Below are 24,375 nucleotides of genomic sequence, written 5' to 3'. Positions count from 1 at the left end.
ATTACTCTCCTTTAGAACATTGCTCTAGGATAGATACTACAAGTCGAGTCTGATCACAGAGTTTTTCATAAGCTTCTATATCATTTAAACGCGTAATTCTTTCAAATTCAGCGCATTCATAGGTCATATGCATGATCTGTTCGATACCTATATTCAGAGTGTTCGATACATCTTTTTTACCAATCATATCTTTTTTAGGTGGAATAAATTCAACATGAGAACAAACTCCACAACTTGATCCAAATACACGAATCGTTCCCTGATCCCCTTGAATATATACATGATTTTCACTTGAACTGTCTTTAGCACCTACGCACGTTGCGATAAATCCTGGATATCGCATGATCAAGATTCCACTGGTATCAATGCCATTATATCCTCTATTCGCAATATATGACACGGATTCCGGTTTTCCAAAGATACCTGTTACAAAATGAATACAATATACATTGATATCCATCAAGGCACCACCATTGAATGCAGGATCGAAGGCATTTGTCTGTTCATGGTTTTTATACTTTCCATAACGAGATGAATACTGAGAGAAATTACATTGAACAAATTTAAGTTCACCACAATCTTTTAAATGTTCTTTGACCAAAGCATAGTTTGGTAAATGAATCGTTGTGATCGCTTCAAAAATGAATACACCATTTTCTTTGGCAAGTTCAAACAATTCATTACACTCTTTTAAAGTTGGTGTAAATGGCTTTTCATTAATCACATTCTTTTTTGCTAGAATCGCTTTTTTTGACTGTGAATAATGTAAAGAATTTGGACTGGCGACATAAATCGTATCAATTTCTGGATCATTTAACATTTCATCAAGATTCCAATAATACTTTTTTACATCATGTTTTTTTGCATATTCACAAGCTTTCTGCTCACTTCTTGAATATACAGCTTCAATTGACATATGATCAGTCATATTGACGGCTTGGATCATTCTGTCAACTATTACTCCTGTGCCAATTGTTCCTATCTTCATCTCTTTCTCCTTTTTTATGACTTTCTTTTCGATTATCTTTTTTCTTGGAATCATTTTTGCGGGATTTTGGTTTATCTCGGTAAATTCTGAAACATACACCATCTTCCGTATTATATCCTTTTACCTTGTATTTATTTGCCTTGGCAACTTTCGATACGATAGAAAGACCTAAACCAAAACGACCACCTTCACCTTTTTCATAAGGTCTAAACAAAGATTCGATCCTATCTTCTGGCATCTTTGGACCATCATTTGAAATCTTTAGATCATCTTCTGTCACGGTTATCTTAATATATGATTTTGCATACCTAAAAGCATTGTCCATGATGTTTTCAATGGCAACACGCCAAGATTCTAATAATCCATCAAAGAAAACTTCCTCAACTTCTGTAATAACACGAATTTCTGAACGAATCACTGCAGAATTTAGTACAACTTCTTCGACAACCTCTTTCATGTTCGTTACAACACCTTCGGAATCACTCGTAACAAGATATTCAACACGGTTTAAATACAACAAGTTATGCACCTTATCCTCTAAACGCTGGGCATTGTCTAAAACAACATCGACACTGCCTTCTAGTGTTCCATATGGATAAATACCATCTTTGATAGATTCGGAATACGACTTGATTGTAGCAATTGGTGTCTTTAAATCATGAGAAATGTTATGAATCATTTCTTCTTTGGCTTTTTCCTGTCGAGTCAACTCATCTTTCATTGTTACTAAAGCATTAGCCACTTCTCCAATCTCATCTTCTCGATTTAGATACAATTCAACTTGTTTACCCTGTTTAATTTGCTCAATATATGATTTGATCTGATTCAACGGATGAATAATAGAGAATACCCATACAATCATTATCAACAAGATCAAGGAAAACGCCAACACGGTAACATACACAGTCGAATCAATTACTGAATCTCTCAGGCTGGTCGAATAAGTCTCATCCATGAAACTAGCCACATAGAAATTAAGTGTTCCCGCATTTTGAATACGATAATAATATCCTATATGGTCAATTATAACGGTCCCGGTTTTAATATCAACACCTGTTTTTTCCATATCTTTACATTCACTGCCTAAAAAATTATAAACAGCCTGATGTTCCTGTGTATTATTATCTCCAAAAGCTAAAACTTGATTCCCTTGAATCAAACAATTTGTCTGAATCGTGTCAGATGACATGAATTCATAAAAATCTTCATCAAGGATCTCAGCGTTTCTTTGAATGATGTTGACGATTGGTTGTTGCCTAGCTGCCATTAGATCATACATCTGTTCAGCTAAAGTTGTATCAATATTCTTAGAAAGAAACATAAAGAAGAATGCGGCGAAAAATGCTAAAAACAAAAGAATGAGTGCGAAAACCTGCTGCGTTAAAGATAATCGGCGAAAAAGATTTACTGGTCTTTTCATTGTCCTATCCTAAACGATATCCATAGCCATAAATCGTATGGATGTTAAGATTAGGCAGCTTTTTACGCAAACGACGCAATGTATCATCAACAACACGATCACTTCCAAAATAGTTTTCATCCCATACATTTTCCAAAATCTTATCACGAGAGAAAGCAATTCCTTTGTTCTTGATAAACATCATTAATAAATCAAATTCTTTTGTCGTCAATTCAATTTCATTATTGTCATAATAAATCTTTCTTTGTTCTTCATCTAATTCATAGCCATCGATGCTGATACGGTTATTATCGTCTTTATACGCACGTTTAATAATATTGTTTACACGTAATACCATTTCTTTTGGCGAGAAAGGTTTCGTAATATAATCATCACTACCTTTTTCAAGACCAATTATACGATCAAATTCCTTATCACGCGCTGACATGAAAATTACCGGGATCTCTGGACCCTGCAAGCGAATCTCTTCAATTAGATCAAAACCTGATTTGTCATCCAACATGATATCCAAGATCCATAAATGAACATCATCATCTTGAACATGAGCGCTGGCTTCTTCATATGTATAGTACGATCTAACTTCATAACCTTCTTTGCGTAAATATTGGGCAACAAGATTATTAAGATCTTTTTCATCTTCTACAACACAGATTACTCGTTTCATAATAACCTCCTCCTAGTAATTATTCTTTTCGACAAACTCAACAACTCGATCAACATACTGGGCACATAGATCATCTGTTTTGGCTTCCACCATTACTCGGATCAACGGCTCCGTTCCACTAGGCCTTACTAAGATCCTACCTTCATCGCCAAGTTCTTTGGCAACATCATCGACCACTTCTTTTAATGCCTTGTCATTCAAGGCTCTGGTCTTATCATTTACCTTTACATTCTTCAACAACTGCGGATAGATGAACAAGCCTTCGCTTAATTCCTTGACTGACTTGCCTGTATTCTTCATGATCTCCAGCAGTTTCAAAGCTGTCAACAGACCATCTCCAGTGACTGCATGTTCATAGAATATGATATGTCCGCTCTGTTCTCCACCAAGGTAGTAGTCATTTTTCTGCATCTCTTCAAAGACATATTTATCTCCTACATCCGTCTTGATATAGTCGATCTTATTGGCATCCAAAGCTTTATATAATCCTAGATTTGCCATGACCGTTGTCACACACATGTTCTTGTTCAATGTATTCTTTTCTTTCATATATCTTGAGCAGATATACAGGATATAGTCACCATCCACTAGATTTCCATCCGGATCCACCGCAATCAGTCGATCGGCATCTCCATCAAATGCCAGTCCCAGATCAAAATCGTTCTCACGCATCATGCGCTGTAAATTTTCTGGATGTGTGCTTCCGCACTTGGTATTGATATTGATCCCGTTTGGTGAGTTGTTGATGGCTTCAACTGTAGCTCCTAAAGAATCCAATGTTTCTACCACGGTACTCGTTGCAGAACCGTTGGCAAGATCCACGGCAATATGATAGCCTTCCAGATCCACTGGAACGATTTCCTTCAACCAGGACATATAGATTTCCAAACCGTCTTCCCAGTTGAAATATTCACCGATATGATCTCCGGTTGCCAGATCGATCGTACAGTTTCCATCCATATAGGCTTCAATTTCCAGAAGAAGATCTTCCTCCATCTTTTCTCCGTTATGGTTGAAACACTTGATCCCATTGTCATAGTATGGATTATGGCTGGCACTGACCATGATCCCGCAGTCAAAGCGTTCCTTGCGAACAAGATAGCTGATGGCCGGCGTTGGACATACCCCCAGCAAATAAACCTGGGCACCCATGCTGGTAGCTCCCGCTGCCAATCCTAATTCAAACATATCGCCAGATAAGCGAGTATCCTTACCAATCAGGATCTTGGCATGTTTTTCTTTTCCATAGTACCATCCAAGATACTGTCCGATCTTGATAGACATTTCCAGAGTCAAGCCTTCATTGGCTCTTCCTCTGACTCCATCGGTCCCAAAATATTTTCCCATGATAATACCTCCTAATCACTGTCACTGTTTGCACGTTTTACACTTGCTTGTATCGTTGCCGGTGAAATATCCACCTGTAAAGGTGTTCCACTTGAATCATATGCCATCACATTGGCTTCAACATTAAAATCACCTGTTTGTCCAGTGGCATCAATAATAGCCTTTACACTGCGTATCGCGTCAATTTGTTCCTGACTTGCTTTAATTGTAACTGTGGTTGCAGATAAAACTGGTGATTCAAAATCGCTGGAACTCTGTCCAGTTCCTAATAACAGTTCAGGTGTTACTGTAAATTGTTTAGAAACTTTCTTGCTGATAGTAGCTTCTGCCGTAGCTGGCTGAATGGTCGCTTCAAGATTGGAAGGAAGCTGTGAAATTTCAATATCAACAACAACATTTCCTTCGGTATATCTTCTAACATCTGCAATAGCACGAATATTTGCTTGTTGTCTATATACTTGCACATCTGATGCACTTCCTGTAATCGTGACGTCCACTGTACTAGGTATACCTTCAATAACATAATTCTCTGTATCCGCTAATGTTTCAACTGAAACATCATTGATCGTAACGGAAACTGTCGTATCATGAAATAAAGATAGAGAGATATCTTCATAATTAACAGAAATTGAAATAATAATTGCTAAAAATAATGAAATAAACAAAGATCCTTTTTTATTAAAGACAACCTTGTCAAATAATTTTGACAATTTTCGAAAGATCATTTGAAATAATTCAATAATCTTAGAAACAAGAGTTTTGTGTTCTGGATTTTCCATCTTACTTACCTCCCTGTTTCTTTTCTAATAAATCAACTACTTCTATCGGTTTAATTCTTTCATCAATACGAACAATCCCATCGCTCTTTTTAGACATTGACAATCCGAAACTTTTTGCAGTTTTGATAACTGGCTGCAAGATAGATGGTGTTTCCTGTTCATCCACTTGAATCAAGCGATTTGTCAAATAACGTTTTAACCCTTCTGGTGGGTATTGTGTTAATTGTCCTCGATAAGCGACAGAAATATTTCCTGTTTCTTCAGACACAATAATGGTAATAGAATCCGTAATTTCACTGATTCCCACAGCGGCTCTATGTCTAGCTCCATATTTACTAGGAAGATCTTTTGTTGTTGGTGGAAAATAGGCAGCTGCGCAAGCAATTTGTGTCCCTTGAATAATAACAGCTCCATCATGCATTGGTGTTCCATATTGGAATATAGTTCCTAGCAATTCTCTGGATACCTGAGAATCCATACGAATTCCAGATTGTATATAATCATTTAAAGAATTGGATTGTTCGATTGTTATCAAAGCACCTGTTTTAGAATTTGACATATCCGTACAAGCATCAACCAATTCATTGATCATATTTGTATATTGACTGATTTGAAATTCATTAGGAAGTATTGCAGTTGTCTTTCCAACTTTTTCTAACATTCCGCGAATCTCTGGTTGGAATAAGATCAATATAGCCACGATTCCCCAGTTCAAGAATAAATCAATCAAATAACTCAAGGTATTTAATCCAATCCATACTGCAAGAACTTTGACGATCATAATAACCAGTAAGCCTTTTAAAATCTGGATCGTTCTTGAATTATTACGAACTAAACGAAATGCGCTATAGATCAATGCCCAGACAACAAGAATATCAAGAATCAGTCTTAAAAAAGTTAATACATCGGATAAAGAAATATCCATTTCTTCGCCCCCTTATTCTATTCGCTCATAATTTTTTTAATCATTTCATGAATAGATGAGTAAACATATAGCGCATGATCTTTTACCTCATCATAAGCTGTTTCTATCGCAGCTCCATGAATTCCATATTCCATCAATGGAATATCATTATAAGAATCCCCTATTGTATATGTATCTTTTTCATCAATACCTGTCCATTCACAAACAAAGTCTAAACCTGTTGCCTTGGAAATTCCCTTTGGTACAACATCCACAACATAGTTATTGGCATAAGCAACAACCGTATCCCCAAAATACTGATTTATTGCATCAGCCATAGAAACAGCTAAATCAACTTCTGCCATGGAAATCACGATTTGAGCATATTTAGCCATGTTCATAACTTCTTCTTCGCTCATATCTGGTTCTAAGCCAACATAACGATGTTCATTCGTATCATCAATCACGATACGGTGACGATTAATTCCATCATTTACCACATAGCTGCAAACACCTTCCATCGTTTTTGCAATATAAATAATATCCAGACTTGTAATATAATCTAAATAATTTGATAATAAGATCTTTCCATCCTTATCAAATACCATTCCTCCATTATTAGTAACTACAAAATCAACAGGTAGACCGTATTCATCAATTTGTTTCTGAATTGAAACCTTCGAACGACCTGTAACAATCACAAATTGATTTCCCGCATCTTTCCATTCTTGAATAGCCTTAAGATCTTCAGGCATAATGTGTTTGGCATACAATAAAGTGCCATCATAATCACTCGCAAATAGTTTCATATACTTATCCAACCTTTTCTAAACTTATTCCACCTTATAATACCATATTTAAGCTGCAAATCACATAATTCAAGATTAAAAAGTCATTAAAACCATAGAAGTTAAAAACATAAAGAAAGCGGATCTTTCAATTCGATCCGCTAGTATATTCGATTCAATTGTAATTATATCATCTATGTCATTATGCGGTTATCTACTTGTTCTGATATAGCACTTTCCATTCTCTATAATATATTAATCTATTTTATCTTGGTATCTATATCTTCCCTTTGTAGTTTAGATGATTCACTCAACTATCCATCTCAGAATTATATCTCTTGTGAAATCCATCACCAGTAGAAATCTGTTACTACCATATTATGTTCCTCAATTTCAAATTAAGTTTTCATGGAATGTTTATTCTGATCTTTTGATCAGCCTAACTTTTGGAGGCTTCTCTCCATAGTTTTGGATTACTAAGATTTTCTTTTTTTTAAATCTTAGATTTTTAATGTATTGTCATCTTCCCACCGCTCTCTATTTCATTTTCCAAAAGTAAAGGCTCCTATTCTACGTCCTCTTTTCTCTTTTCTGAAGTCCTTTCTTTTGATTCATCTATATTATAAGTCAAAATCTTAAAAAGAAAATACCACTGTCTAAAGTGGTATTTATTCTGGCATTTTTGGTTTTATTTGTGCCATAAGCTTTCTTTTCTGTGCTCGCGACATTGGGATGTTTTCCTGTGTTATGATTTGAACCTCATCTTTATTCCATGCAACTATATGTTTTGCGTTGACCAGATATGAAACATGGACCCTCAAAAACCCATAAGGTGCAAATATAGTCTCTAGTTCAGACATATTCACTCGTTTGTGAAATTCACCTTTCTTCGTATGAAAATAAACCATTTTATCAATTTTTTCTAAATAGTAAATATCTTCATAGGCAAGATTGACATGAACTCCATCATATGAAAAATTATATAGATCAACCTGAGAACATTGTGATAAGATGATTGACTCATATTTCTTTATATCCTCAACAATATGATCTTTTTCAATATAAAGAACACGTGATCTTTGATCCTTATCTTTTGTTACTAAAGCATTTTTACAAACATAAATGAACAAGGCATTGGGATTATCATGAACAAATACACTTTCTAATCGAGGTGTTTTAAACATTTCATCAAAAACAAAAAGATGAATTTCCTGTTTTTTCATTACTTTTGCTAAATCGCTAGCCTTACGATAATGACGAAATGTCCAATCTAATTCATTAAATACTTTAGATAATTCAAAAATAATATCTTTAGTTTCTTTTTCATACTCTAAAAATGCGACACGAATCATATAATCATTATAAACTTATCACTAAAAAAAGGCCACTTGAAATGACCTTAATTACACTTTTTCGCGCCATAGTTTAGCGCCTAATTTCTTTAGTTTTCCATCTAGATTATCATATCCACGATCAATATGATATACATCATGAATTTCTGTAACTCCCTCAGCCATCAAAGCCGCAACAACAAGCCCAGCTCCACAACGTAAATCCGTTGCCGTAACACTGGTACCATATAACTTGGTCTTTCCATTAATAAAACAACTTGGAACACGAACATCGATATCTGCACCCATTTTATTTAATTCATAACAATGTTTAAAACGTTCTGTATAAATTGTCTCCGTTACTACCGAATTTCCTTCTGCCTGCGTCAACAATACAGTAAAAGGCTGTTGCACATCGGTAGCAAACCCAGGATATGGCTTTGTTTGAATCTCTGTTGGTCTTAATGTATTAGATCTGCCTGTAACACGAATAAAATCTGAACCGACTTCCATACGAATCCCAACTTCTTTTAATTTTGAAATAATAGATTCCAAATGTTGTGGAATAACATTTTCAATAACCATGTCATCTGCCATTGCAGCGGCCATGATCAAATACGTTGCTGCTTCAATACGATCTGGAATGATTTCATGTAAACATCCACCTAGATTTGAAACACCATCAATTACGATCGTACTTGTTCCCATACCATGGATCTTAGCTCCCATTTTATTCAATAATGTCGCTATATCAATAATCTCTGGCTCTCTGGCAGCATTTTCAATTGTTGTTCTTCCATTGGCGTATACAGCCGCCATCATAATATTAATCGTTGCTCCTACACTGGAAATATCCAAGAAAATATTTGTGCCTACCAATTCATCCGCATGCAAGATATAACAACCATTTTCATAATCAACTGTTGCTCCTAAAGCTTCAAACCCCTTTAGATGCAAGTCAATAGGTCGAGGCCCTAAATAGCAACCTCCAGGCATTTTAATTTGTACATGACCAAATTTACCTAATAAAGCTCCCATAAAATAATAACTAGCACGAAGTTTTGAAACTGCACCAGAAATCATTGGGATATTTTCCATGTTGCTAGGATCTATATATAAAGTCTCATTGTCTTTTTGTTCAACGTAAACACCTAATTCATTCAATAATACCATTAGTGATTTTACATCACTTATATTTGGTACTCCAAAGATAGTGACAGGTTTATTGGCTAAAACACAAGCTGGAATCAACGCTACCGTTGAGTTTTTGGAACCGCTAATACGAACTGTTCCATTCAAACGATGTCCACCTTCGATTTTAATAACTTCTTTCATTAATTACCCTCCTTAAAGGTCTGTTTTAATATACTACACTAGAAACATAAAGATTTCTAGAAAAATTCGCATTCCGCTAATATTGTATAGATACCAACAAAAAAACGCAAGAAAAAAAGGACGAATTCAATTCGCCCAAAATTAATTTTCTGAATAATCGTTGATGAAACGAGAGACATTTTCCTCTTTTCCAATTACAACAACGACATCTCCTTTTTTTAGTTGATAACTTGGTAAAAATTCCAATTCAATACCTTTCTCGTGATGAATCGCAATAACATTCAATGAATAGCGTTTTCTAAGATCTAAATCCAATATTGATTTACCGATCATTTTGTCTGTTAGCTCAACTTCAACAATTTCAACATCTTTACCCATAGATATATAATCTCGAAGATTCTTTTGAAGGATCTTTTTTGCTGTACGAACAGCCATATCGTACTCTGGATACACAACTTTAGCTCCTAGTTTTTCTAAAACTTCTCCCTGCACTTCACTAGTTGCTTTAGAAATGACCGTTGGCACCCCTAGATTAATAATATTCATCGTTGCAAGAATACTTGCCTCGATATTACTTCCAATGCAAACTACAACAAGATCACAGTTTTGAATTCCCATTTCACGCAAGACTTCTTTATGTAATGATTTTGTGACAAAAGCCAAATCACTAAATTCGCGAAATTCTTCAACTTTGTCTTCATTCATATCTACGCCAATTACTTCTTCTCCCGCTAGGGCTAATCTTTGAGCCAATGGCATACCAAAACGTCCTAACCCGATAACTCCATAGATTTTTTTTGATTTCATAGTATATCCTCCAATTATCCAATCGATATATCTTCAACAGAATAAACTGCTGTTCTAGGTTTTTTATTTGCAATCATAGTTGCTACAGTCATAGCTCCTAAACGTCCAATGAACATGATCAAAATCAAAATAAATTTTGAAATTGAATTTAGATATGGTGTAATACCCGTGGACAACCCAACTGTACCAAATGCAGAAGTAACTTCAAACAAAATTTGAATAAATGTACATTCCGGTGCCGTAACGCACAACAATAAAGTACCTATTACAACGACCATTAACGAAAGGAATACGACGTTAAACGCCTGCATAATGACCTTGTTTGAAATCCTTCGTTTAAACGCACCAAAAGGCTGATTTTTCACAATTCCTCTAAACACTGTAATCAATACGAAGAATGTACTTGTTTTGATACCGCCACCAGTAGATCCAGGAGAAGCACCGATAAACATTAAGATTACCAAAACAAATAAACCCGCATTTGTAAATTCACCTAAAGGTGTTGTAGAAAAACCTGCAGTACGAGCAGACACACTATGGAAGAACGCCTGTAACCAGGTTATATTTTCCGTTGATTTTAATAAGATCGTACCCGCTAAAATCAAAACAATACTCATGGTAATAACAACCTTGGAATGCAGTGTCAATTTTTTAAACCTTTTCTTTTTTTTGATATCCAAAATAACTAAAAAACCGATACCACCACAGATGATCAAACCTGCTGTTACTAGATTTAATAAAATACTATCGCTATAGGGAATTAAGTTTTGTAAATTTCCTAAAATGTCAAATCCAGAGTTGTTAAATGCGGCAATTGAATGAAAGATACTAATTCCCCATGCATCCCAAAACGAATAATCTTGACTAAATACAAGGAAACTCAAAACTGCGCCAACAACTTCAAAAGCGAAAGTCAACTTTAATACTTGTTTCACCAGTTTTACCAAACCTTGATACGAATCTATATTCCAGGATTCTTTTATCAACTTTCGGGTATGAAAGTCTATCTTTCTTCCCGCTGCCAAGATCAGGGAAACGCCAACACATGTAACACCTAAACCACCAATTTGAATCAAAGCAGCTACTACAGCTCGACCAAAGACAGTAAAATGATCCGCTGTATCAATTGCAATCAAGCCAGTTACACATACAGCGCTTGTTGATGTAAATAAAGCATCAATAAAACTTACAGTAGCACCTTCTCGAACAGATATCGGTAACATTAGGATAACAGCTCCTGTCAAAATCACCGACGCAAAGCCCACCATCAACAACTGTGGGGCCGAGAAATAATCTAAGGCTCTTCGAATCTTTTTTTGTGAATTCTCCATACTCCACTTCCTAAAAAAATAAAGATCCTATTTTCGGACCTGTCAATCATATCGAATATTGTGTTGAATAAATAAAGCTTACGCTTTATGACAGACTCCACCACATATTCAACGAATCAATAATATATCATTTACATCTTTACTTCAACCTAATCAGTCAGAATATGTATTAAGATTCTGTTAAGATTTTCCTTAATCTACAATAAAAACTAATATAAACTTTTGTAAACGTTTTCATTGAATGATTTAAATCATGGTGTTATGATATAGATGATGAATAAGTGGTGGAGTCTGTCATAGAGTATCAATGCTCTATTTATTCATTTATCATTTTTAGATCGAAAAAAGGCAGATTCCATAACAGGTCTGTCTTTTATTATATTTTATAAACAGAAAGGAAGGATTTTATGGGTTGGATTTATTACATCATTCAAATGCTGTTTGACTCAACAAATGAAGAACATTGAGTTATTCACAACAAATTTACCGAAAAGATCAGCTAAAATCTTTTCGGTGTTTTTTTTTTATTTAAGAAACAAAAAAGGAGCTTATTCAGCTCCTAAATTAATTTCTTATTCAGCTTTTCCTGCAGAACCAAAGAAATCAGTCATCATGTCTTTAACTAAAGCAGTGATCGCATCAGCACCTGGTTTCAATAGTTTACGTGGATCGTAACCTTTACCTTGCAGATCTTTTCCTTCTTCGATATATTTACGAGTTGCTTCAGCAAATACTAACTGACATTCTGTGTTAACGTTAACCTTAGAAACACCTAAATCGATAGCTTTTTTAACTTGTTCACGTGGAATACCTGAACCACCATGTAATACAAGTGGTTTACCATTTGTAACAGCCTGGATTTCAGCCAAACGATCAAAGCTCAAGCCAGCCCAGTTTTCAGGATATTTACCATGGATATTACCGATACCAGCAGCTAAGAAGTCAACACCTAATTCAGCAATTGTTTTACATTCCTGAGGATCAGCTAATTCTCCGGCAGAAACGACACCATCTTCTTCTCCACCGATTCCACCAACTTCACATTCAATTGATAAACCTTTTGAATGAGCAAGCTCGATCATTTCTTTTGATTTTTCTAGGTTTTCTTCGAATGGGTAATGAGAACCATCGAACATTACAGAAGTAAATCCAGCCTCGATAGCTGCTTTAGCGCCTTCATAAGAACCATGATCCAAGTGTAAAGCAACTGGAACAGTGATTCCCATAGCATCATGGATTTCTTTTACCATAGCTGCAACCGTTTTGAAACCACACATGTATTTTGCAGCACCTTCAGATACGCCCAACATAACTGGAGATTTAACTTCTTCTGCAGCAGCTAAGATAGCTTTTGTCCACTCCAAGTTATTGATGTTGAAAGCTCCGATTGCATAATGCCCTTCATGAGCTTTGTTAATCATTTCAGTAGCAGATACTAACATTATTAATTTCCTCCTTGTATATTAATCTTTACGCATATATTTTAACGCAATCATACTCGTTTGAAAAGAAAAAAGAGAATTTTATCACAAGTTTTACATTTTATCGTCTTGACTTACCTAACAATGAAACCGGCGTGCTTAAAGCTTTGATTCGTTCCATTAAACGTAAACTGGCAACATACCCATTTTCTTTATCTCTAAGACAATAATGCTGCTCAAGTTCTTCAAGTGTATAATTGGATGTAAAATAAGTCTTTAACTCATGGTTCATACGATAATCAAGGATTGGAAATAGTATTTCATCACGGGTCCAAGGCGTAATAGCTTCTGAGCCAATATCATCTAAGACTAATACTTCGCTAAAACGAAGATGTCCAATCATATCCTGGCGATATTCATTATCATACATAGATTGTTTGATATCTTGAATAAAAAGAGGAACCTTTATAAATGAAACTCTTTTTTTACTCTTGGCAAAGAAATTTGCTGCTCCAGCCATCATATAACTTTTCCCTACTCCAGGCTGACCATAGAGATAAATTCCTTTTTTTTGTTCTAAAGACTTTAACAGTTGCATATAAGCTAATAGGTATTCCTGCGATTCATTGCTAACTTCGATCTTATGAAGATCGATCATATAATCGTTATCGGATAAATGAGATAAGCGATAATTTTTTCTATGTGCAATTTCATCCTCAAACTTTTTAAATCTACGGCAGGATTGATATCGTTCCTCAAGAAAACCTGAATCATCTAAATAGATAGTCTTGATCTTTCCAGGAATAGTTTGAACACAAAATTCTATTCCCTGACAACCAGAACATTTTTTTACATTTTCCACCCAATCTTGGAAATAAGAAAAATGCTTGTCAAAAAAATCATGATTCAGATCATTCTTTTTCAGAAACTGTTGAACAAGTGGATCCGTATAAAGTTTTTCGATTTTTTCATTTCGTTCTCGTTTCAAAGATTCATCGATCTCAAAATCAAATCTCATCATTCTTCTCCTTTCCAAGTTGTCTTTGTAAGCTCAAAGCCTGTTGTACTAAATCATCATCTGGAACACTTTGTTCTGTATTCCGATACCAATCCGGTAATTTTGGTGCCGGTTTTTTAACTTGATTTTCCTGTCTGCATACTTCCAATGCTTTTTCTTTTGAATCCACCTGAAGTCGAATCCAGGATGCAGCTACTTTCTCCACATAAGCTTTAGAAAATTTCTGCTGTGTTTGATTTAAACAATATTCAATCAGAACATTCATGACTTCATTCGAGAAGCTATAGTTTTTGATCAATTTTTCTATTACTTTTCGATCTGCATTTGCGACTGGCGCTCCTTGTTGTTTATTCTGTAAAAATTTTACCGGAGACATCTTATATGGATCATCTGTCGGCTTTATGATTTTCTGGTTAGCATATACTTGTTTTTTTAACTTTTCAAAATCAAAGACATGAGTATTGGGATTTATGCTTCGCTGCACATACTTTCGCATATCAACAGCATCTATACCATGAATCGAAGCCAGGCTTGCAATTCTTGACAAATTCTCTTTGGTTCGATAACGCATTGGAAATATCCTGTCAGCCCCTTTCAAGAACGTTTCAAAATCAAAATCATACTTTAATTTCCCCTCTTCAGGTTTGAGATTTAAATACGTTTCTTCTTTTTCTTGTGTCCATGACTCTAAACATGACAGATCCATTTTCTCACTGATGTCTACATAATTTGTCTTATCAACTTCATCATTAAAATGCAATTTGACAAAGTCAAAATGAGAAGATCCGCATTGATTTAAAAACAAACGGGAAAATGTATCGTGATTTAAGAACGATTCAGCATTTAATGGTGGGTAAACTTCGATAATGTTCTTTCTAGAAATTGGATCATAATAAGTTTTAATCAACTCGTAGTTTTCTAACTTCTTCTTTGATGCATCAAAACGATTAGCATAACTTCCATATAACATCAACAGTTTTTCTAACGTTATACTTGTTTGATCTAATGATAGAAACAAATCATATAGCATACAAGCATCATTTTCGATTAGTGGTTTATACAACAAAGATATATAAGCATTCCACTTCTCTTGAAAATCGCCTGTTTTATAGATCATATAATTCTGCTCTAGCTCCATGATTTCTCCCTTTCTACCATTTGGGCAATCGTTTGTTTAAGTTCTTTTAATGTCCCATTATTATATATGACAACATCACTTAAAGATGCCTTTTTTTCCTCACTCATCTGCTTAGTAATTCTTTTCATAGCTTCTTGCGTATCAATATGACGATATTTTGTCAATCGCTCAAGGGCAATATTTCGTTTTGTGACAACACACCAGATTGAATCAAAGTGATCCTGAGCACCAATTTCAAATAATAAAGGCATTTCTATAAAAACAAGACCATCCTTTTGATTTTCAATCCATGCATTCATTTCTTGAAAAATCAAAGGGTGTAAAATATTTTCCACTTCCTTTTTGATCATTTTGTCTTGAAACATATCAAAAGATAGTTGTTTTTTATCCAAATAACCATCTTCATCTATTTTAATCAGTTTTCTTTCCTTTAATTCTTTAAACCCTTTACGATTAGGCAACAGCAATTCAGCATTGACCCTGTCACAATCTAAGACCGAATATTGCTCCGAAAGAATCTTTCCAACTTGTGATTTTCCAGAACCCATAGTTCCAGTAATTCCAATTATTTTCTTTTTTGGCAATTTGAACATAGATAAGTACCCCTTTGACTGACTACGATCTTTTTGATCTTATTTTTACAAACAGGACAAGGCTCATCTTTTTTTGAATGAACTTTTAATTCCAATTGAAAAAGACCAGTCACCCCTAAACTGGAAGTATACGAACGAATCGTCGTGCCTCCTGCTTTCATAGCCCCACGTATGATGCGTTTTGTATGATAAATGATATTTTCACAATCTTTTTTTGATATCTTTTGGCAACGACTTCTTGGATCTAGTTTACAAGAAAATAAGATTTCATCGGCATAAATATTTCCAACACCAGCTATGATGGATTGATCCAGTAAAGCTGATTTAATATTTCTTTTTAGCGGATGAATTATCTTATAAAATGTCATTCCATCAAGGTTTTCATCCAGACAGTCATATCCCACATTTTTAAAACAATCCAGTCGTCTAACATCCACCGCTTTAGGATACAAAGCCATGCGACCAAATTTTCTTGTATCATGATAACATAACAATCTTCCATCATCCAAACACATGACGCAATGAATGTGTTTAAGATCGCTCGGCAATTCTTTTAAGATATAAAACTTTCCTTCCATGCGAAGATGAACAATCAAATCTAGATCATCCATGACAAAACCTAAATATTTTCCAATGCGAAAGAAGTCACAAAATCTTTGATTTTTTAATGAAGACACAAATTCCGTGACATCTAAATTTTGAATTAGTTTTGGATAATACACTTTAACATCTAAGATCTTTGCGCCTTTAATCTGATGTTCAAGTGTTGACAATACTGTCTGTACTTCTGGTGCTTCTGGCATTATTTAGCCTCATACCATGATTGACCAAAGTTGATGCTTGCCTTTAAAGGAACTTTCAATTCCATGGCCTGTTCCATGGCTTCCTTTACTAGTGCTTGCATCACTTCTAATTCATTATCTGGAACTAGAAAAATCAATTCATCGTGTATCTGCAAAAGCATCTTAGATTTAACATTTTTCTCTTTCATCGCTTGATCTACACGAATCATGGCAATTTTGATTAAGTCTGCAGCGCTTCCTTGAATCGGCGCATTCATAGCTGCTCTTTTGCCAAATTCTCTAGTCATGAAATTTTTATCATTAATTTCAGGAATCATACGACGTCTATGGAACATAGTTTCTACATATCCATTTTCTTTACAGAAATCAATCAACTGATTCATAAATTGATGAATGTTAGGATATGATGCAAAATATGTTTCCATAAATTCACCAGCTTCCTTGCGTGAAATCTTTAATTGCTGTGATAAGCCAAATTCTGTTTGTCCATAGACTATTCCAAAATTCACGGTCTTGGCAACACGACGCATATCTGGTGTCACGTCTTCTTGTGAAACATGGAAGATGTGCGAAGCCGTTCGATTATGGATATCCGCTCCCTCTTTGAATGCTTCGATCATATGAGTTTCGTTTGCCATATGAGCTAACATTCTAAGTTCAATTTGGGAATAATCGGCGGATAAAAGTTTATATCCTTTTTGGGCCACAAAAGCTTTACGAATTTCTCTTCCCTGTTCATCTCGAACGCTGATATTTTGTAAGTTTGGATCACTGCTGGATAGACGACCTGTTTGCGTCATGGCCTGATTGAAACATGTATGTATCTTCGAATCTTGCTGAATATGCTTCTTTAAGCCTTCGATATATGTTGATTTAATTTTTGAATATTTACGATAGTCCAGCAACACATCAATAATTGGATGACTTCCTTTTAATTTTTCCAAAACTTCTGCTGAGGTAGAACGCTTCTTACCTCCGCCTTTTAAATTCAATTCGTCATATAATACACCAGCAAGTTGTTTTGGTGAGTTAATATTAAAGACCATATGAGCCATTTCATAGATTTGTTGCGTTAACGATTCCAGGATAGTATCTGTCTTAGCACCTATCTCATCTAAAACATTTTCATCGATATGAATTCCCTGATTTTCCATTTCAAAAAGAATTCTTACCAATGGCTTTTCAATATTTTCATAAAGGTCGAGTAAATTATCTTTTTTTAATTCATCAAAGATATTATCTTGTCGAATACTCAACTGCCATGTCCAGGCACAGGTAACTGGTAATAAACGATCAATATGACAAGCTTCTACGTTTTTTGCCTTCTTTAATAAATCATGGATCGTTTCAGGTAATTCAATACCTAAAGAAGAAATTAAAGAATCTGTATCCGTTGCTTGTGAATGTAACAAAAATGCTGCAAGATGAAGGTCTTCTTTAAATGATGGAACATAGAATCCATACCTTTGAAGTAAATGCATCATTTCTTTAGCATCCCATGTTCTAAGACTTGTTTCATGTTTTAGCATGTTTTTGAAGTAACTGTCTTCCAAAGCATCTTCAACTTTTAGATATAAAACTTCTTCGTTATTAAAAAACATAAATCCATACAGTTTCTGGTTTAAATACGCTTCTTTCGAATTTACCGGCATCAATAAAAGATCTTTTGAATCATATCCTTTAAAAGAGCAAATTGTTTTAATTTGATAACTTTTTGAAGTCATTGTTGTTCTCGAAATCAAAGAACGCATTTCATATTTTTGATAAAAGTCATTGACCTTTTCATCATATCCATCAAATTTACAATCTTGAATCGTAAAAGGAAAATCCATAGAAGTATATATCGTTGCCAACTCTTTTGACATAAAGGCATTCTCTTTATCGTTTAATAATTTTTCTTTTTGTTTTCCTTTGATTTGATCAATATTCTCATAAACATTTTCTAAAGAACCATATTGAACAAGAAGTTTAGTAGCTCCCTTTTCACCTATTCCAGCAACACCCGGAATATTATCACTGGAATCTCCCATAATGCCTTTTAAATCAATAATCTGTTTAGGCATCAAATTATACTTTTCCTTAAAGTTTTCAACATCCATGAGATCCATGTCACTTAAACCTTTTTTCATTAATAAGACATGTGTCGTATCATCAATCAATTGTAACAAATCTCGATCACTTGTAAGGATGGTTGTCATTCCTTTTGAATTTGTTTTAGCCATAGAACCGATGATATCATCTGCCTCATAACCTTCGATTTCAAAGCGTTTGATTCCAGTGGCATCTAAAAACTCTCTTACGATTGGAAACTGTACGATCAAATCTTCATCCAGAGGTTTTCTTGTTCCTTTATACGCCGCAAATTGTTTATGGCGAAATGTTGGTTTCCCTGCATCCCAGGCAACTAAGATCGAATCTGGTTTAATAATATCAATTGCTTTATTCAACATCATAATAAAACCAAATACAGCATTGGTAGGAATACCATTTGAAGTAGACATTCTATGTGTATACAATGTCGCATAATATGCTCTAAATAACATTGAATTTCCATCTAATAATAATAATTTGCTCATAAATTTCACCTATTTTCTATGTTCTAATTCTATCATATCTTGAAAATGAAATAAAACGTCAGATAAACTGACGTCTATTTTTGTGTTTTCATTTTTACGTATTTTTTTCTTTGATCTAATTGTTTACGATGTTGACGAATCAAAGCAAAACGTTTTAAGACATCTAATATGTACATCATCATCAAAATTAAAACTCCATGCAAAGTTAGCGTAAGAAGTTCATGATGCATGAACCAGGTCATAAAAGATACATTCATGCTTTGAAAAACAAGGTTCACCAAGAATGGTATAAGATCTAATAACAGCACCAGAACAAATAAAGAAAAAAAACGAATACGTGAATCTTCTTCCATTGCTTTATTAAAGATACCGGACAAATAACCTAAACCTGCATATATGATAAAGTAAACAGGTAAAGTTCCACTAAAGAACAAATCCGTTAAAACTCCACAAAAACCCGATATCAGCACTCGATCAAGCCATCCTCTTTCATATATCAGCAACATCAATGTAATAAAACAAAAATGTGGCACAAATGAATATCCTTGAAACTGGAAATTGACAGGAAAACATAAGCTGATCAAGTCATCAATCAATGCCATTACCAACAACAATATGATCATTTGTCTAGGTTTCATTCTCCTACGACCCCACTTCCAATGACCATACAATAGTTAAATGACTGTATGTTGGATACAGGCTGTACATACACTGTTGAAATGATAGCATCATCATTGATCGTAACATCTGTAACCGTTCCAAGATATATGCCACTTGGATAATTTCCTCCTTTTCCACTAGTTGCTACCATCTGACCTGTAGAAATCTGAGCATTGTTGTCGAAAAGTGAAACACGATACGCATTACAATCTGCATCATATGACTGCAATACCCCTTCAACATTAGAACCATCTTCCATTGAAATCATGATTGCGATGTCATTGATCAAGTCTTCACTTGTCAATAAGCGCACTGTGCTGGTTGCCGTTTGCGTACTTTCAATCAATCCAACGGCTCCCTGGCTTGTGACAACCAACATATTGTTTTCAACACCTTGTGAACTTCCTGCAGAAATCGTTACTGTCTGATCCCATGAATTAGCACTTCTTTGCAAAACTGTACAACTGATCTTTGTTGCATTATCCAAACTTCCCTGCATTTCCAAAAGATCCTCTAATTCAGCATTTTTATTACGTTCATCTTCATATAAAGTTTGATAACTTCGTTGTTTGGCAAGTTGTTCGTTCAAATATTGATTATCATCATAAACGTGCCATAGATTTGATAAATCGTTAAAAACATTGGCTATCGAAGTAAGAGGATAGTCAAATAATCCATATTTTATATACGTCCATGCGCTGTATCCTACATTGGAAAGCGAATTTTGACGCAAACCAAACATGACACATCCAAAAGCTAAACATGTACATATCGCTATAATAAGTATTCTTTGTAGACGCGTAAATCTTCGCATTTTCTTCCCCCAAACTACATGTATTATAACGATATTTTGACTTTCTTTCAATGTGAACATTTATGATGATGCTAACATACCAACCTCGCAAAAAGAGTAATAACGGCTTTTCGCCACAATAACATGATCTATAAATTGAATTCCATTCATCTTTGCGATACTTACGAGTTGTTTAGTCATATTTATATCTTCTAAACTTGGAGAAGGATCTCCGGAAGGATGATTATGGACACAAATTACTCCCGCTGCATTTTGAAGATAGGCTTCCTTAAAAACATCTCGTGGATGAACACAAGCCTCATTTAAAGTACCAATAGCTAAAACACGATGAGATATGATCCTTGCTTTGGTATCCAAATAAACACAAACAAAATTTTCCTGTGTCAAATAACCATATTCCACCTTAAACCACTGAATAACATCCTGAGAATTTTTTATCTGCATACGATATGCATTTGTCTTTAACACTCTTTTACAAAGTTCCACGCCCGCTAAGAGCTGTAATGCTTTAACCTCCCTTATCCCTTTAATCTTCATGAGTGAGTTCACATGCATGTTAAACAATTGGCTTAATCCTTCTGTTTCAATCAACACATCTTGTGCAATATCAAAGACAGAACGATCTTTACTGCCACTCTGCAAAATCAATGCAATCAATTCTAGATCTGACAAAGAGTTTAATCCTTGTCGCAAAGCTTTTTCTCTTGGTCTTTGATCCAAGCTCATTTCTTTTACCTTCATACTATCTATTACACCGAAAAATAAAGAATGACAAATTTTTCTAAAAAATGCTTGCGTATTTTACAGAGTCATGATAATATACAAAGGCACTGATATTTCAGTGACATATATTCTTGGAGAAGTACTCAAGTGGTTGAAGAGGTGCCCCTGCTAAGGGTATAGGTCGGGAAACTGGCGCGAGAGTTCAAATCTCTCCTTCTCCGCCATTCATTTTTAAAAAATTGGTCCAGTGGTGTAGTGGTTAACATGCCTCCCTGTCACGGAGGAGATCGTGGGTTCGAGTCCCATCTGGACCGCCATTTTTGCAGATGTAGTTCAATGGTAGAACACAGCCTTGCCAAGGCTGATACGGGGGTTCAATTCCCCTCATCTGCTCCATTCCGTTAATAACTCCTTTATATAAGGAGTTTTTTTGTTTTATTAGAAGATTTATTGTAATTGAATTTTATCTGAGTTACTTTTCTATGCTTTCTATAATTCTTTCTAAACTTTGGTAGTCCACATAATTAACTTGTTTACCGTAAGTTTCAATAATAGCTTTTGTTTCTGCGTTTCTTTTTTCTTCAGGTATTTTTTTCTCAGCAATATACATTAATTTCATTAATGTTTTGTGTTGAAAACTTAATTTAGAATAATCAATACCTCCTCGAAGATGATATATTTTTACTCGATCATAGATTTCCTGAGAAATCTGTTTTTTTATGTTTCCACGGATATTCTTCTCATTAATTTTATCATTAGGGTCTGCTAAACCAACTGTAATGATCATGATTTCAACATTTCTTGGCTCTTTTATCTTTTTCATAGTTTTAGATAAGCCCAATACTCCACCAGCATACAAAGCTCCTACATATATGATTACTTGATATTGATTAAGATCCTGCACCTGCTGATAGGATATTTCTTTGATATGCGTTCTTTCGGACATTTTATCTGCATATAGCTTTGTTGTTCCATAATGAGAACCATATATAATGATCTTATTCATGCAATGTTTCACCGCATTTTTTAAAAACCAAAATAGCTTTAGCACTTCCTGTTATGGACACCGTCACCAATTCATATCCAGTTTCCATCATATGATTGGCCTTTTCTTCAATCTTTTTTGCCATGTCCACGGCTTTAGGGGCATACTCGATGATTTCTGTCTTATACATTTTTATCCTCCTGTATTTCTCTTATTGAGATGATCAAAAGAATGATTCCGACAATATTGGAACCAACCGATAAGCCAAGTAATACTCCTTGACTAAACTGCGAAAATGAACTGGATTGTGTTTGTAAAAAATATGTATGTAATAGATAGAAACCATTACCAAACAATATCATGATCAACGCTGTTTTAAGCTTTTTAAGTTCTTTCATATTCCTCACCTTTAAATACACTATATCACTCCTTTATATATTAAACTGTTAAGTATGCCGTATTTATTTAAACTTATCTTAACAATAATTAGATAATCTTTTCATTTGCATCCTTTAAGATCCTAAGGTATGCTTTTTTTATGATATTAAACATTAGTGGAAGAACAGACATCGTAGCATTTTATACCCCTTGGCTCATGAATCGTTTCGAGGCTGGAGAAATTTTAGTTAGAAACCCTTTCTATCCTTCTCAAGTATCAAAAATCCTTATTGAGAATGTAGATGCGATCGTATTTTGCACTAAAAACCCTTTACCTATCATTAAATATCTTCCTTCGATTCACAAGCCCATGATTTTTCAAGTTACACTGACTCCCTATCATAAAGATATTGAACCTTTTGTTCCAGACAAATCTAAGATCATAGAAGGAATAAAGGAAATATCAAAATTATTAGGACAAGAAAAAGTATATGTTCGATATGATCCCATCTTATTAAATGAAAAATACACAGTGGAATATCACATTCGTGCATTTGAAAGAATGTGTAGTCTTTTAAAAGGATATGTAAATCACATCATCGTTTCTTTTATCGACGATTATAAAAACGTTCGTAATCATTATGATGAATTAAAGCTTAAAAACCCTACGCATGAAGATTTAAAGAAAATTGGAATCCACTTCTTTGATATAGCAAACAAAAATAATATGACTGTACAAACATGTTATGAAAAAGAAGATCTCAGCCAATTTGGGTTCATCAAGGATGTCTGCGTATCTAGAAAACTTGCCTTTGAGTTAACACAGAAACATTATAAACTATGGTCTGCACGAGATTGTGGATGTATAGAGATGGTCGATATCGGAGTTTACAATACTTGCCACCATTATTGTAAATATTGTTATGCGAATTATGATGAAAAAAAGATCCATGAAAATATCATGGATCATGATGAGCATTCTCCTTTTTTGATTGGGCATGCAAAATCAGATGATATTGTTAAGGAAAGATTTAAGTAATCAAAGAAATCTTTCCATTTTTACATGCTCAATTCCATCTTCTAAAAAAACATCTGAGATAACATAAAAACCTAGCTTTTCATAGAATTCAATTGCGTATTTCTGTGCTTCAACATAAACTTTTGCATATTTTTTCTCTTGTTTCAACAACTGAAGAGTTTCATTGATCAAGCTTGTACCAAATCCTTGTCTACGGTTTAAGGAAATGATACGTCCCAATTGACAAGTATTTGTGTCTTTTTCAAACATCCTTAAATACGCAATAATTTTTCCCTTCTCTTGATAATATATGTGAAGACTTTTCTCATCTATAAAATCAATATCTGGATATAGGCATTGCTGCTCCAAGATAAAAATATCTTGTCTTAGCTTTAAGATCTTATAGAGTTCATTAACATTCAATTGATCAAATCGTTTTATGTATAATTTCAACATACTATCACTCCATCAAATATAATAAAAAGAGGGTCTAACAGTTGAGTAGTTTTTGAACTACTTTGGACTATTAGTCCCTTTTTATATGTGTATGAACC

General features: G+C 34.4%; 25 protein-coding genes and 3 tRNA genes. 4 read left to right on the top strand and 24 right to left on the bottom strand.

The genetic code is table 11. The annotated features are described in order from the left end of the window. Position 1 precedes the first annotated feature (1 nt). The 20 genes from PND65_RS06060 to radC form a co-directional block, all read right to left on the bottom strand. Positions 2 to 988 (bottom strand): Gfo/Idh/MocA family protein, encoded by a 987-nt coding sequence (locus tag PND65_RS06060; RefSeq protein WP_271991301.1) that lies wholly within the window; start codon positions 986 to 988, stop codon positions 2 to 4. Next, positions 951 to 2,408 carry a HAMP domain-containing sensor histidine kinase gene (locus tag PND65_RS06055; RefSeq protein WP_271991298.1) on the bottom strand — a complete coding sequence of 486 codons (1,458 nt, stop codon included), beginning with the start codon at positions 2,406 to 2,408 and terminating at the stop codon, positions 951 to 953. Before PND65_RS06055 ends, PND65_RS06060 begins: the two co-directional genes overlap by 38 nt. Before the next feature lie 4 nt (positions 2,409 to 2,412). Further along, positions 2,413 to 3,072 carry a response regulator transcription factor gene (locus PND65_RS06050; protein WP_015535101.1) on the bottom strand — a complete coding sequence of 220 codons (660 nt, stop codon included), beginning with the start codon at positions 3,070 to 3,072 and terminating at the stop codon, positions 2,413 to 2,415. 12 nt (positions 3,073 to 3,084) lie between these two features. Further along, positions 3,085 to 4,419 (bottom strand): phosphoglucosamine mutase, encoded by a 1,335-nt coding sequence (gene glmM / locus PND65_RS06045; RefSeq protein WP_271991294.1) that lies wholly within the window; start codon positions 4,417 to 4,419, stop codon positions 3,085 to 3,087. A gap of 11 nt (positions 4,420 to 4,430) precedes the next feature. After that, positions 4,431 to 5,198 (bottom strand): CdaR family protein, encoded by a 768-nt coding sequence (locus PND65_RS06040; RefSeq protein WP_271991291.1) that lies wholly within the window; start codon positions 5,196 to 5,198, stop codon positions 4,431 to 4,433. 1 nt (position 5,199) lies between these two features. Further along, complete coding sequence (gene cdaA, locus PND65_RS06035; protein WP_015535103.1) at positions 5,200 to 6,123, bottom strand: diadenylate cyclase CdaA; 924 nt, start codon at positions 6,121 to 6,123, stop codon at positions 5,200 to 5,202. 17 nt (positions 6,124 to 6,140) lie between these two features. Beyond that, a complete protein-coding gene (locus tag PND65_RS06030; RefSeq protein WP_087158961.1) occupies positions 6,141 to 6,911 on the bottom strand; it encodes an HAD family hydrolase in 771 nt (256 codons plus the stop codon). Positions 6,912 to 7,558: 647 nt separating this feature from the next. Then, entirely contained in the window at positions 7,559 to 8,242 is a 684-nt protein-coding gene (locus PND65_RS06025) for a LytR/AlgR family response regulator transcription factor (protein ID WP_271991702.1), read from the bottom strand. 51 nt (positions 8,243 to 8,293) lie between these two features. Continuing rightward, entirely contained in the window at positions 8,294 to 9,556 is a 1,263-nt protein-coding gene (locus PND65_RS06020) for a UDP-N-acetylglucosamine 1-carboxyvinyltransferase (RefSeq protein ID WP_022356173.1), read from the bottom strand. A gap of 141 nt (positions 9,557 to 9,697) precedes the next feature. Further along, on the bottom strand, positions 9,698 to 10,363 hold the full coding sequence (locus PND65_RS06015) for a potassium channel family protein (protein ID WP_271991700.1): 666 nt from the start codon (positions 10,361 to 10,363) through the stop codon (positions 9,698 to 9,700). A 14-nt stretch (positions 10,364 to 10,377) separates the two neighbouring features. Further along, the gene (locus PND65_RS06010; protein ID WP_271991698.1) at positions 10,378 to 11,694 is read right to left on the bottom strand and encodes a TrkH family potassium uptake protein; all 1,317 of its coding nucleotides are present in this window, start codon (positions 11,692 to 11,694) and stop codon (positions 10,378 to 10,380) included. A gap of 572 nt (positions 11,695 to 12,266) precedes the next feature. Beyond that, positions 12,267 to 13,139, bottom strand: a complete 873-nt coding sequence (gene fba / locus PND65_RS06005; RefSeq protein WP_204715037.1) for a class II fructose-1,6-bisphosphate aldolase — start codon at positions 13,137 to 13,139, stop codon at positions 12,267 to 12,269. A gap of 97 nt (positions 13,140 to 13,236) precedes the next feature. Beyond that, on the bottom strand, positions 13,237 to 14,133 hold the full coding sequence (locus tag PND65_RS06000; RefSeq protein ID WP_015535107.1) for an ATP-binding protein: 897 nt from the start codon (positions 14,131 to 14,133) through the stop codon (positions 13,237 to 13,239). Continuing rightward, positions 14,123 to 15,271, bottom strand: coding sequence for a DnaD domain protein (locus PND65_RS05995; protein ID WP_271991696.1), 1,149 nt, complete (start codon positions 15,269 to 15,271; stop codon positions 14,123 to 14,125). The genes PND65_RS06000 and PND65_RS05995 overlap by 11 nt, the downstream gene beginning before the upstream one ends. Further along, positions 15,262 to 15,864, bottom strand: coding sequence for a dephospho-CoA kinase (gene coaE, locus PND65_RS05990; RefSeq protein WP_271991694.1), 603 nt, complete (start codon positions 15,862 to 15,864; stop codon positions 15,262 to 15,264). Before coaE ends, PND65_RS05995 begins: the two co-directional genes overlap by 10 nt. After that, positions 15,837 to 16,667 (bottom strand): bifunctional DNA-formamidopyrimidine glycosylase/DNA-(apurinic or apyrimidinic site) lyase, encoded by an 831-nt coding sequence (gene mutM / locus PND65_RS05985; protein WP_270459085.1) that lies wholly within the window; start codon positions 16,665 to 16,667, stop codon positions 15,837 to 15,839. Before mutM ends, coaE begins: the two co-directional genes overlap by 28 nt. Continuing rightward, a complete protein-coding gene (gene polA, locus PND65_RS05980; RefSeq protein WP_271991692.1) occupies positions 16,667 to 19,243 on the bottom strand; it encodes a DNA polymerase I in 2,577 nt (858 codons plus the stop codon). Before polA ends, mutM begins: the two co-directional genes overlap by 1 nt. 74 nt (positions 19,244 to 19,317) lie before the next feature. Beyond that, a complete protein-coding gene (gene mreD, locus PND65_RS05975) occupies positions 19,318 to 19,881 on the bottom strand; it encodes a rod shape-determining protein MreD (protein WP_015535113.1) in 564 nt (187 codons plus the stop codon). Next, positions 19,878 to 20,717, bottom strand: a complete 840-nt coding sequence (gene mreC, locus PND65_RS05970) for a rod shape-determining protein MreC (protein WP_271991689.1) — start codon at positions 20,715 to 20,717, stop codon at positions 19,878 to 19,880. The genes mreD and mreC overlap by 4 nt, the downstream gene beginning before the upstream one ends. Before the next feature lie 60 nt (positions 20,718 to 20,777). Next, entirely contained in the window at positions 20,778 to 21,458 is a 681-nt protein-coding gene (gene radC / locus PND65_RS05965) for a RadC family protein (RefSeq protein WP_035400207.1), read from the bottom strand. A 115-nt stretch (positions 21,459 to 21,573) separates the two neighbouring features. On the opposite strand from radC, the gene PND65_RS05960 reads away from it, so the two are divergent. From PND65_RS05960 to PND65_RS05950, 3 genes are all read left to right on the top strand, one after another. Further along, positions 21,574 to 21,664 (top strand) — tRNA-Ser (locus PND65_RS05960). 17 nt (positions 21,665 to 21,681) lie between these two features. Then, positions 21,682 to 21,757: transfer RNA gene (locus PND65_RS05955), tRNA-Asp, on the top strand. Between the two features lie 5 nt (positions 21,758 to 21,762). After that, positions 21,763 to 21,836, top strand: a tRNA-Gly gene (locus tag PND65_RS05950). A gap of 76 nt (positions 21,837 to 21,912) precedes the next feature. Here PND65_RS05950 and PND65_RS05945 read toward each other — a convergent pair. From PND65_RS05945 to PND65_RS05935, 3 genes are read right to left on the bottom strand one after another with little or no spacing between them, the layout of a single operon-like run. Then, positions 21,913 to 22,446, bottom strand: coding sequence for a flavodoxin domain-containing protein (locus PND65_RS05945; protein ID WP_271991687.1), 534 nt, complete (start codon positions 22,444 to 22,446; stop codon positions 21,913 to 21,915). Further along, complete coding sequence (locus tag PND65_RS05940; RefSeq protein ID WP_154654097.1) at positions 22,439 to 22,615, bottom strand: hypothetical protein; 177 nt, start codon at positions 22,613 to 22,615, stop codon at positions 22,439 to 22,441. Before PND65_RS05940 ends, PND65_RS05945 begins: the two co-directional genes overlap by 8 nt. Beyond that, positions 22,608 to 22,823, bottom strand: coding sequence for a hypothetical protein (locus PND65_RS05935; RefSeq protein ID WP_271991684.1), 216 nt, complete (start codon positions 22,821 to 22,823; stop codon positions 22,608 to 22,610). Before PND65_RS05935 ends, PND65_RS05940 begins: the two co-directional genes overlap by 8 nt. Positions 22,824 to 22,963: 140 nt before the next feature. On the opposite strand from PND65_RS05935, the gene PND65_RS05930 reads away from it, so the two are divergent. Beyond that, positions 22,964 to 23,842 (top strand): DUF1848 domain-containing protein, encoded by an 879-nt coding sequence (locus PND65_RS05930; RefSeq protein WP_271991682.1) that lies wholly within the window; start codon positions 22,964 to 22,966, stop codon positions 23,840 to 23,842. Here the strand turns inward: PND65_RS05930 and PND65_RS05925 are convergent, their stop codons facing one another. After that, complete coding sequence (locus tag PND65_RS05925) at positions 23,843 to 24,277, bottom strand: GNAT family N-acetyltransferase (RefSeq protein WP_271991679.1); 435 nt, start codon at positions 24,275 to 24,277, stop codon at positions 23,843 to 23,845. Positions 24,278 to 24,375: the final 98 nt, after the last annotated feature.

This window comes from Faecalitalea cylindroides (genome assembly GCF_028321995.1).
Classification (GTDB): Bacteria; Bacillota_I; Bacilli_A; order Erysipelotrichales; family Erysipelotrichaceae; genus Faecalitalea; species Faecalitalea cylindroides.
This window is presented reverse-complemented; position numbering and strand designations above follow the sequence as displayed.

What these genes read in the sequence shown, in the direction of transcription:
- PND65_RS06060 (WP_271991301.1), bottom strand. Translation starts at nt 988, where the DNA reads ATGAAGATAGGAACAATTGGCACAGGAGTAATAGTTGACAGAATGATC.
- PND65_RS06055 (WP_271991298.1), bottom strand. Translation starts at nt 2,408, where the DNA reads ATGAAAAGACCAGTAAATCTTTTTCGCCGATTATCTTTAACGCAGCAG.
- PND65_RS06050 (WP_015535101.1), bottom strand. Translation starts at nt 3,072, where the DNA reads ATGAAACGAGTAATCTGTGTTGTAGAAGATGAAAAAGATCTTAATAAT.
- glmM (WP_271991294.1), bottom strand. Translation starts at nt 4,419, where the DNA reads ATGGGAAAATATTTTGGGACCGATGGAGTCAGAGGAAGAGCCAATGAA.
- PND65_RS06040 (WP_271991291.1), bottom strand. Translation starts at nt 5,198, where the DNA reads ATGGAAAATCCAGAACACAAAACTCTTGTTTCTAAGATTATTGAATTA.
- cdaA (WP_015535103.1), bottom strand. Translation starts at nt 6,123, where the DNA reads ATGGATATTTCTTTATCCGATGTATTAACTTTTTTAAGACTGATTCTT.
- PND65_RS06030 (WP_087158961.1), bottom strand. Translation starts at nt 6,911, where the DNA reads ATGAAACTATTTGCGAGTGATTATGATGGCACTTTATTGTATGCCAAA.
- PND65_RS06025 (WP_271991702.1), bottom strand. Translation starts at nt 8,242, where the DNA reads ATGATTCGTGTCGCATTTTTAGAGTATGAAAAAGAAACTAAAGATATT.
- PND65_RS06020 (WP_022356173.1), bottom strand. Translation starts at nt 9,556, where the DNA reads ATGAAAGAAGTTATTAAAATCGAAGGTGGACATCGTTTGAATGGAACA.
- PND65_RS06015 (WP_271991700.1), bottom strand. Translation starts at nt 10,363, where the DNA reads ATGAAATCAAAAAAAATCTATGGAGTTATCGGGTTAGGACGTTTTGGT.
- PND65_RS06010 (WP_271991698.1), bottom strand. Translation starts at nt 11,694, where the DNA reads ATGGAGAATTCACAAAAAAAGATTCGAAGAGCCTTAGATTATTTCTCG.
- PND65_RS06000 (WP_015535107.1), bottom strand. Translation starts at nt 14,133, where the DNA reads ATGAGATTTGATTTTGAGATCGATGAATCTTTGAAACGAGAACGAAAT.
- PND65_RS05995 (WP_271991696.1), bottom strand. Translation starts at nt 15,271, where the DNA reads ATGGAGCTAGAGCAGAATTATATGATCTATAAAACAGGCGATTTTCAA.
- coaE (WP_271991694.1), bottom strand. Translation starts at nt 15,864, where the DNA reads ATGTTCAAATTGCCAAAAAAGAAAATAATTGGAATTACTGGAACTATG.
- mutM (WP_270459085.1), bottom strand. Translation starts at nt 16,667, where the DNA reads ATGCCAGAAGCACCAGAAGTACAGACAGTATTGTCAACACTTGAACAT.
- polA (WP_271991692.1), bottom strand. Translation starts at nt 19,243, where the DNA reads ATGAGCAAATTATTATTATTAGATGGAAATTCAATGTTATTTAGAGCA.
- mreD (WP_015535113.1), bottom strand. Translation starts at nt 19,881, where the DNA reads ATGAAACCTAGACAAATGATCATATTGTTGTTGGTAATGGCATTGATT.
- mreC (WP_271991689.1), bottom strand. Translation starts at nt 20,717, where the DNA reads ATGCGAAGATTTACGCGTCTACAAAGAATACTTATTATAGCGATATGT.
- radC (WP_035400207.1), bottom strand. Translation starts at nt 21,458, where the DNA reads ATGAAGGTAAAAGAAATGAGCTTGGATCAAAGACCAAGAGAAAAAGCT.
- PND65_RS05945 (WP_271991687.1), bottom strand. Translation starts at nt 22,446, where the DNA reads ATGAATAAGATCATTATATATGGTTCTCATTATGGAACAACAAAGCTA.
- PND65_RS05940 (WP_154654097.1), bottom strand. Translation starts at nt 22,615, where the DNA reads ATGTATAAGACAGAAATCATCGAGTATGCCCCTAAAGCCGTGGACATG.
- PND65_RS05935 (WP_271991684.1), bottom strand. Translation starts at nt 22,823, where the DNA reads ATGAAAGAACTTAAAAAGCTTAAAACAGCGTTGATCATGATATTGTTT.
- PND65_RS05930 (WP_271991682.1), top strand. Translation starts at nt 22,964, where the DNA reads ATGATATTAAACATTAGTGGAAGAACAGACATCGTAGCATTTTATACC.
- PND65_RS05925 (WP_271991679.1), bottom strand. Translation starts at nt 24,277, where the DNA reads ATGTTGAAATTATACATAAAACGATTTGATCAATTGAATGTTAATGAA.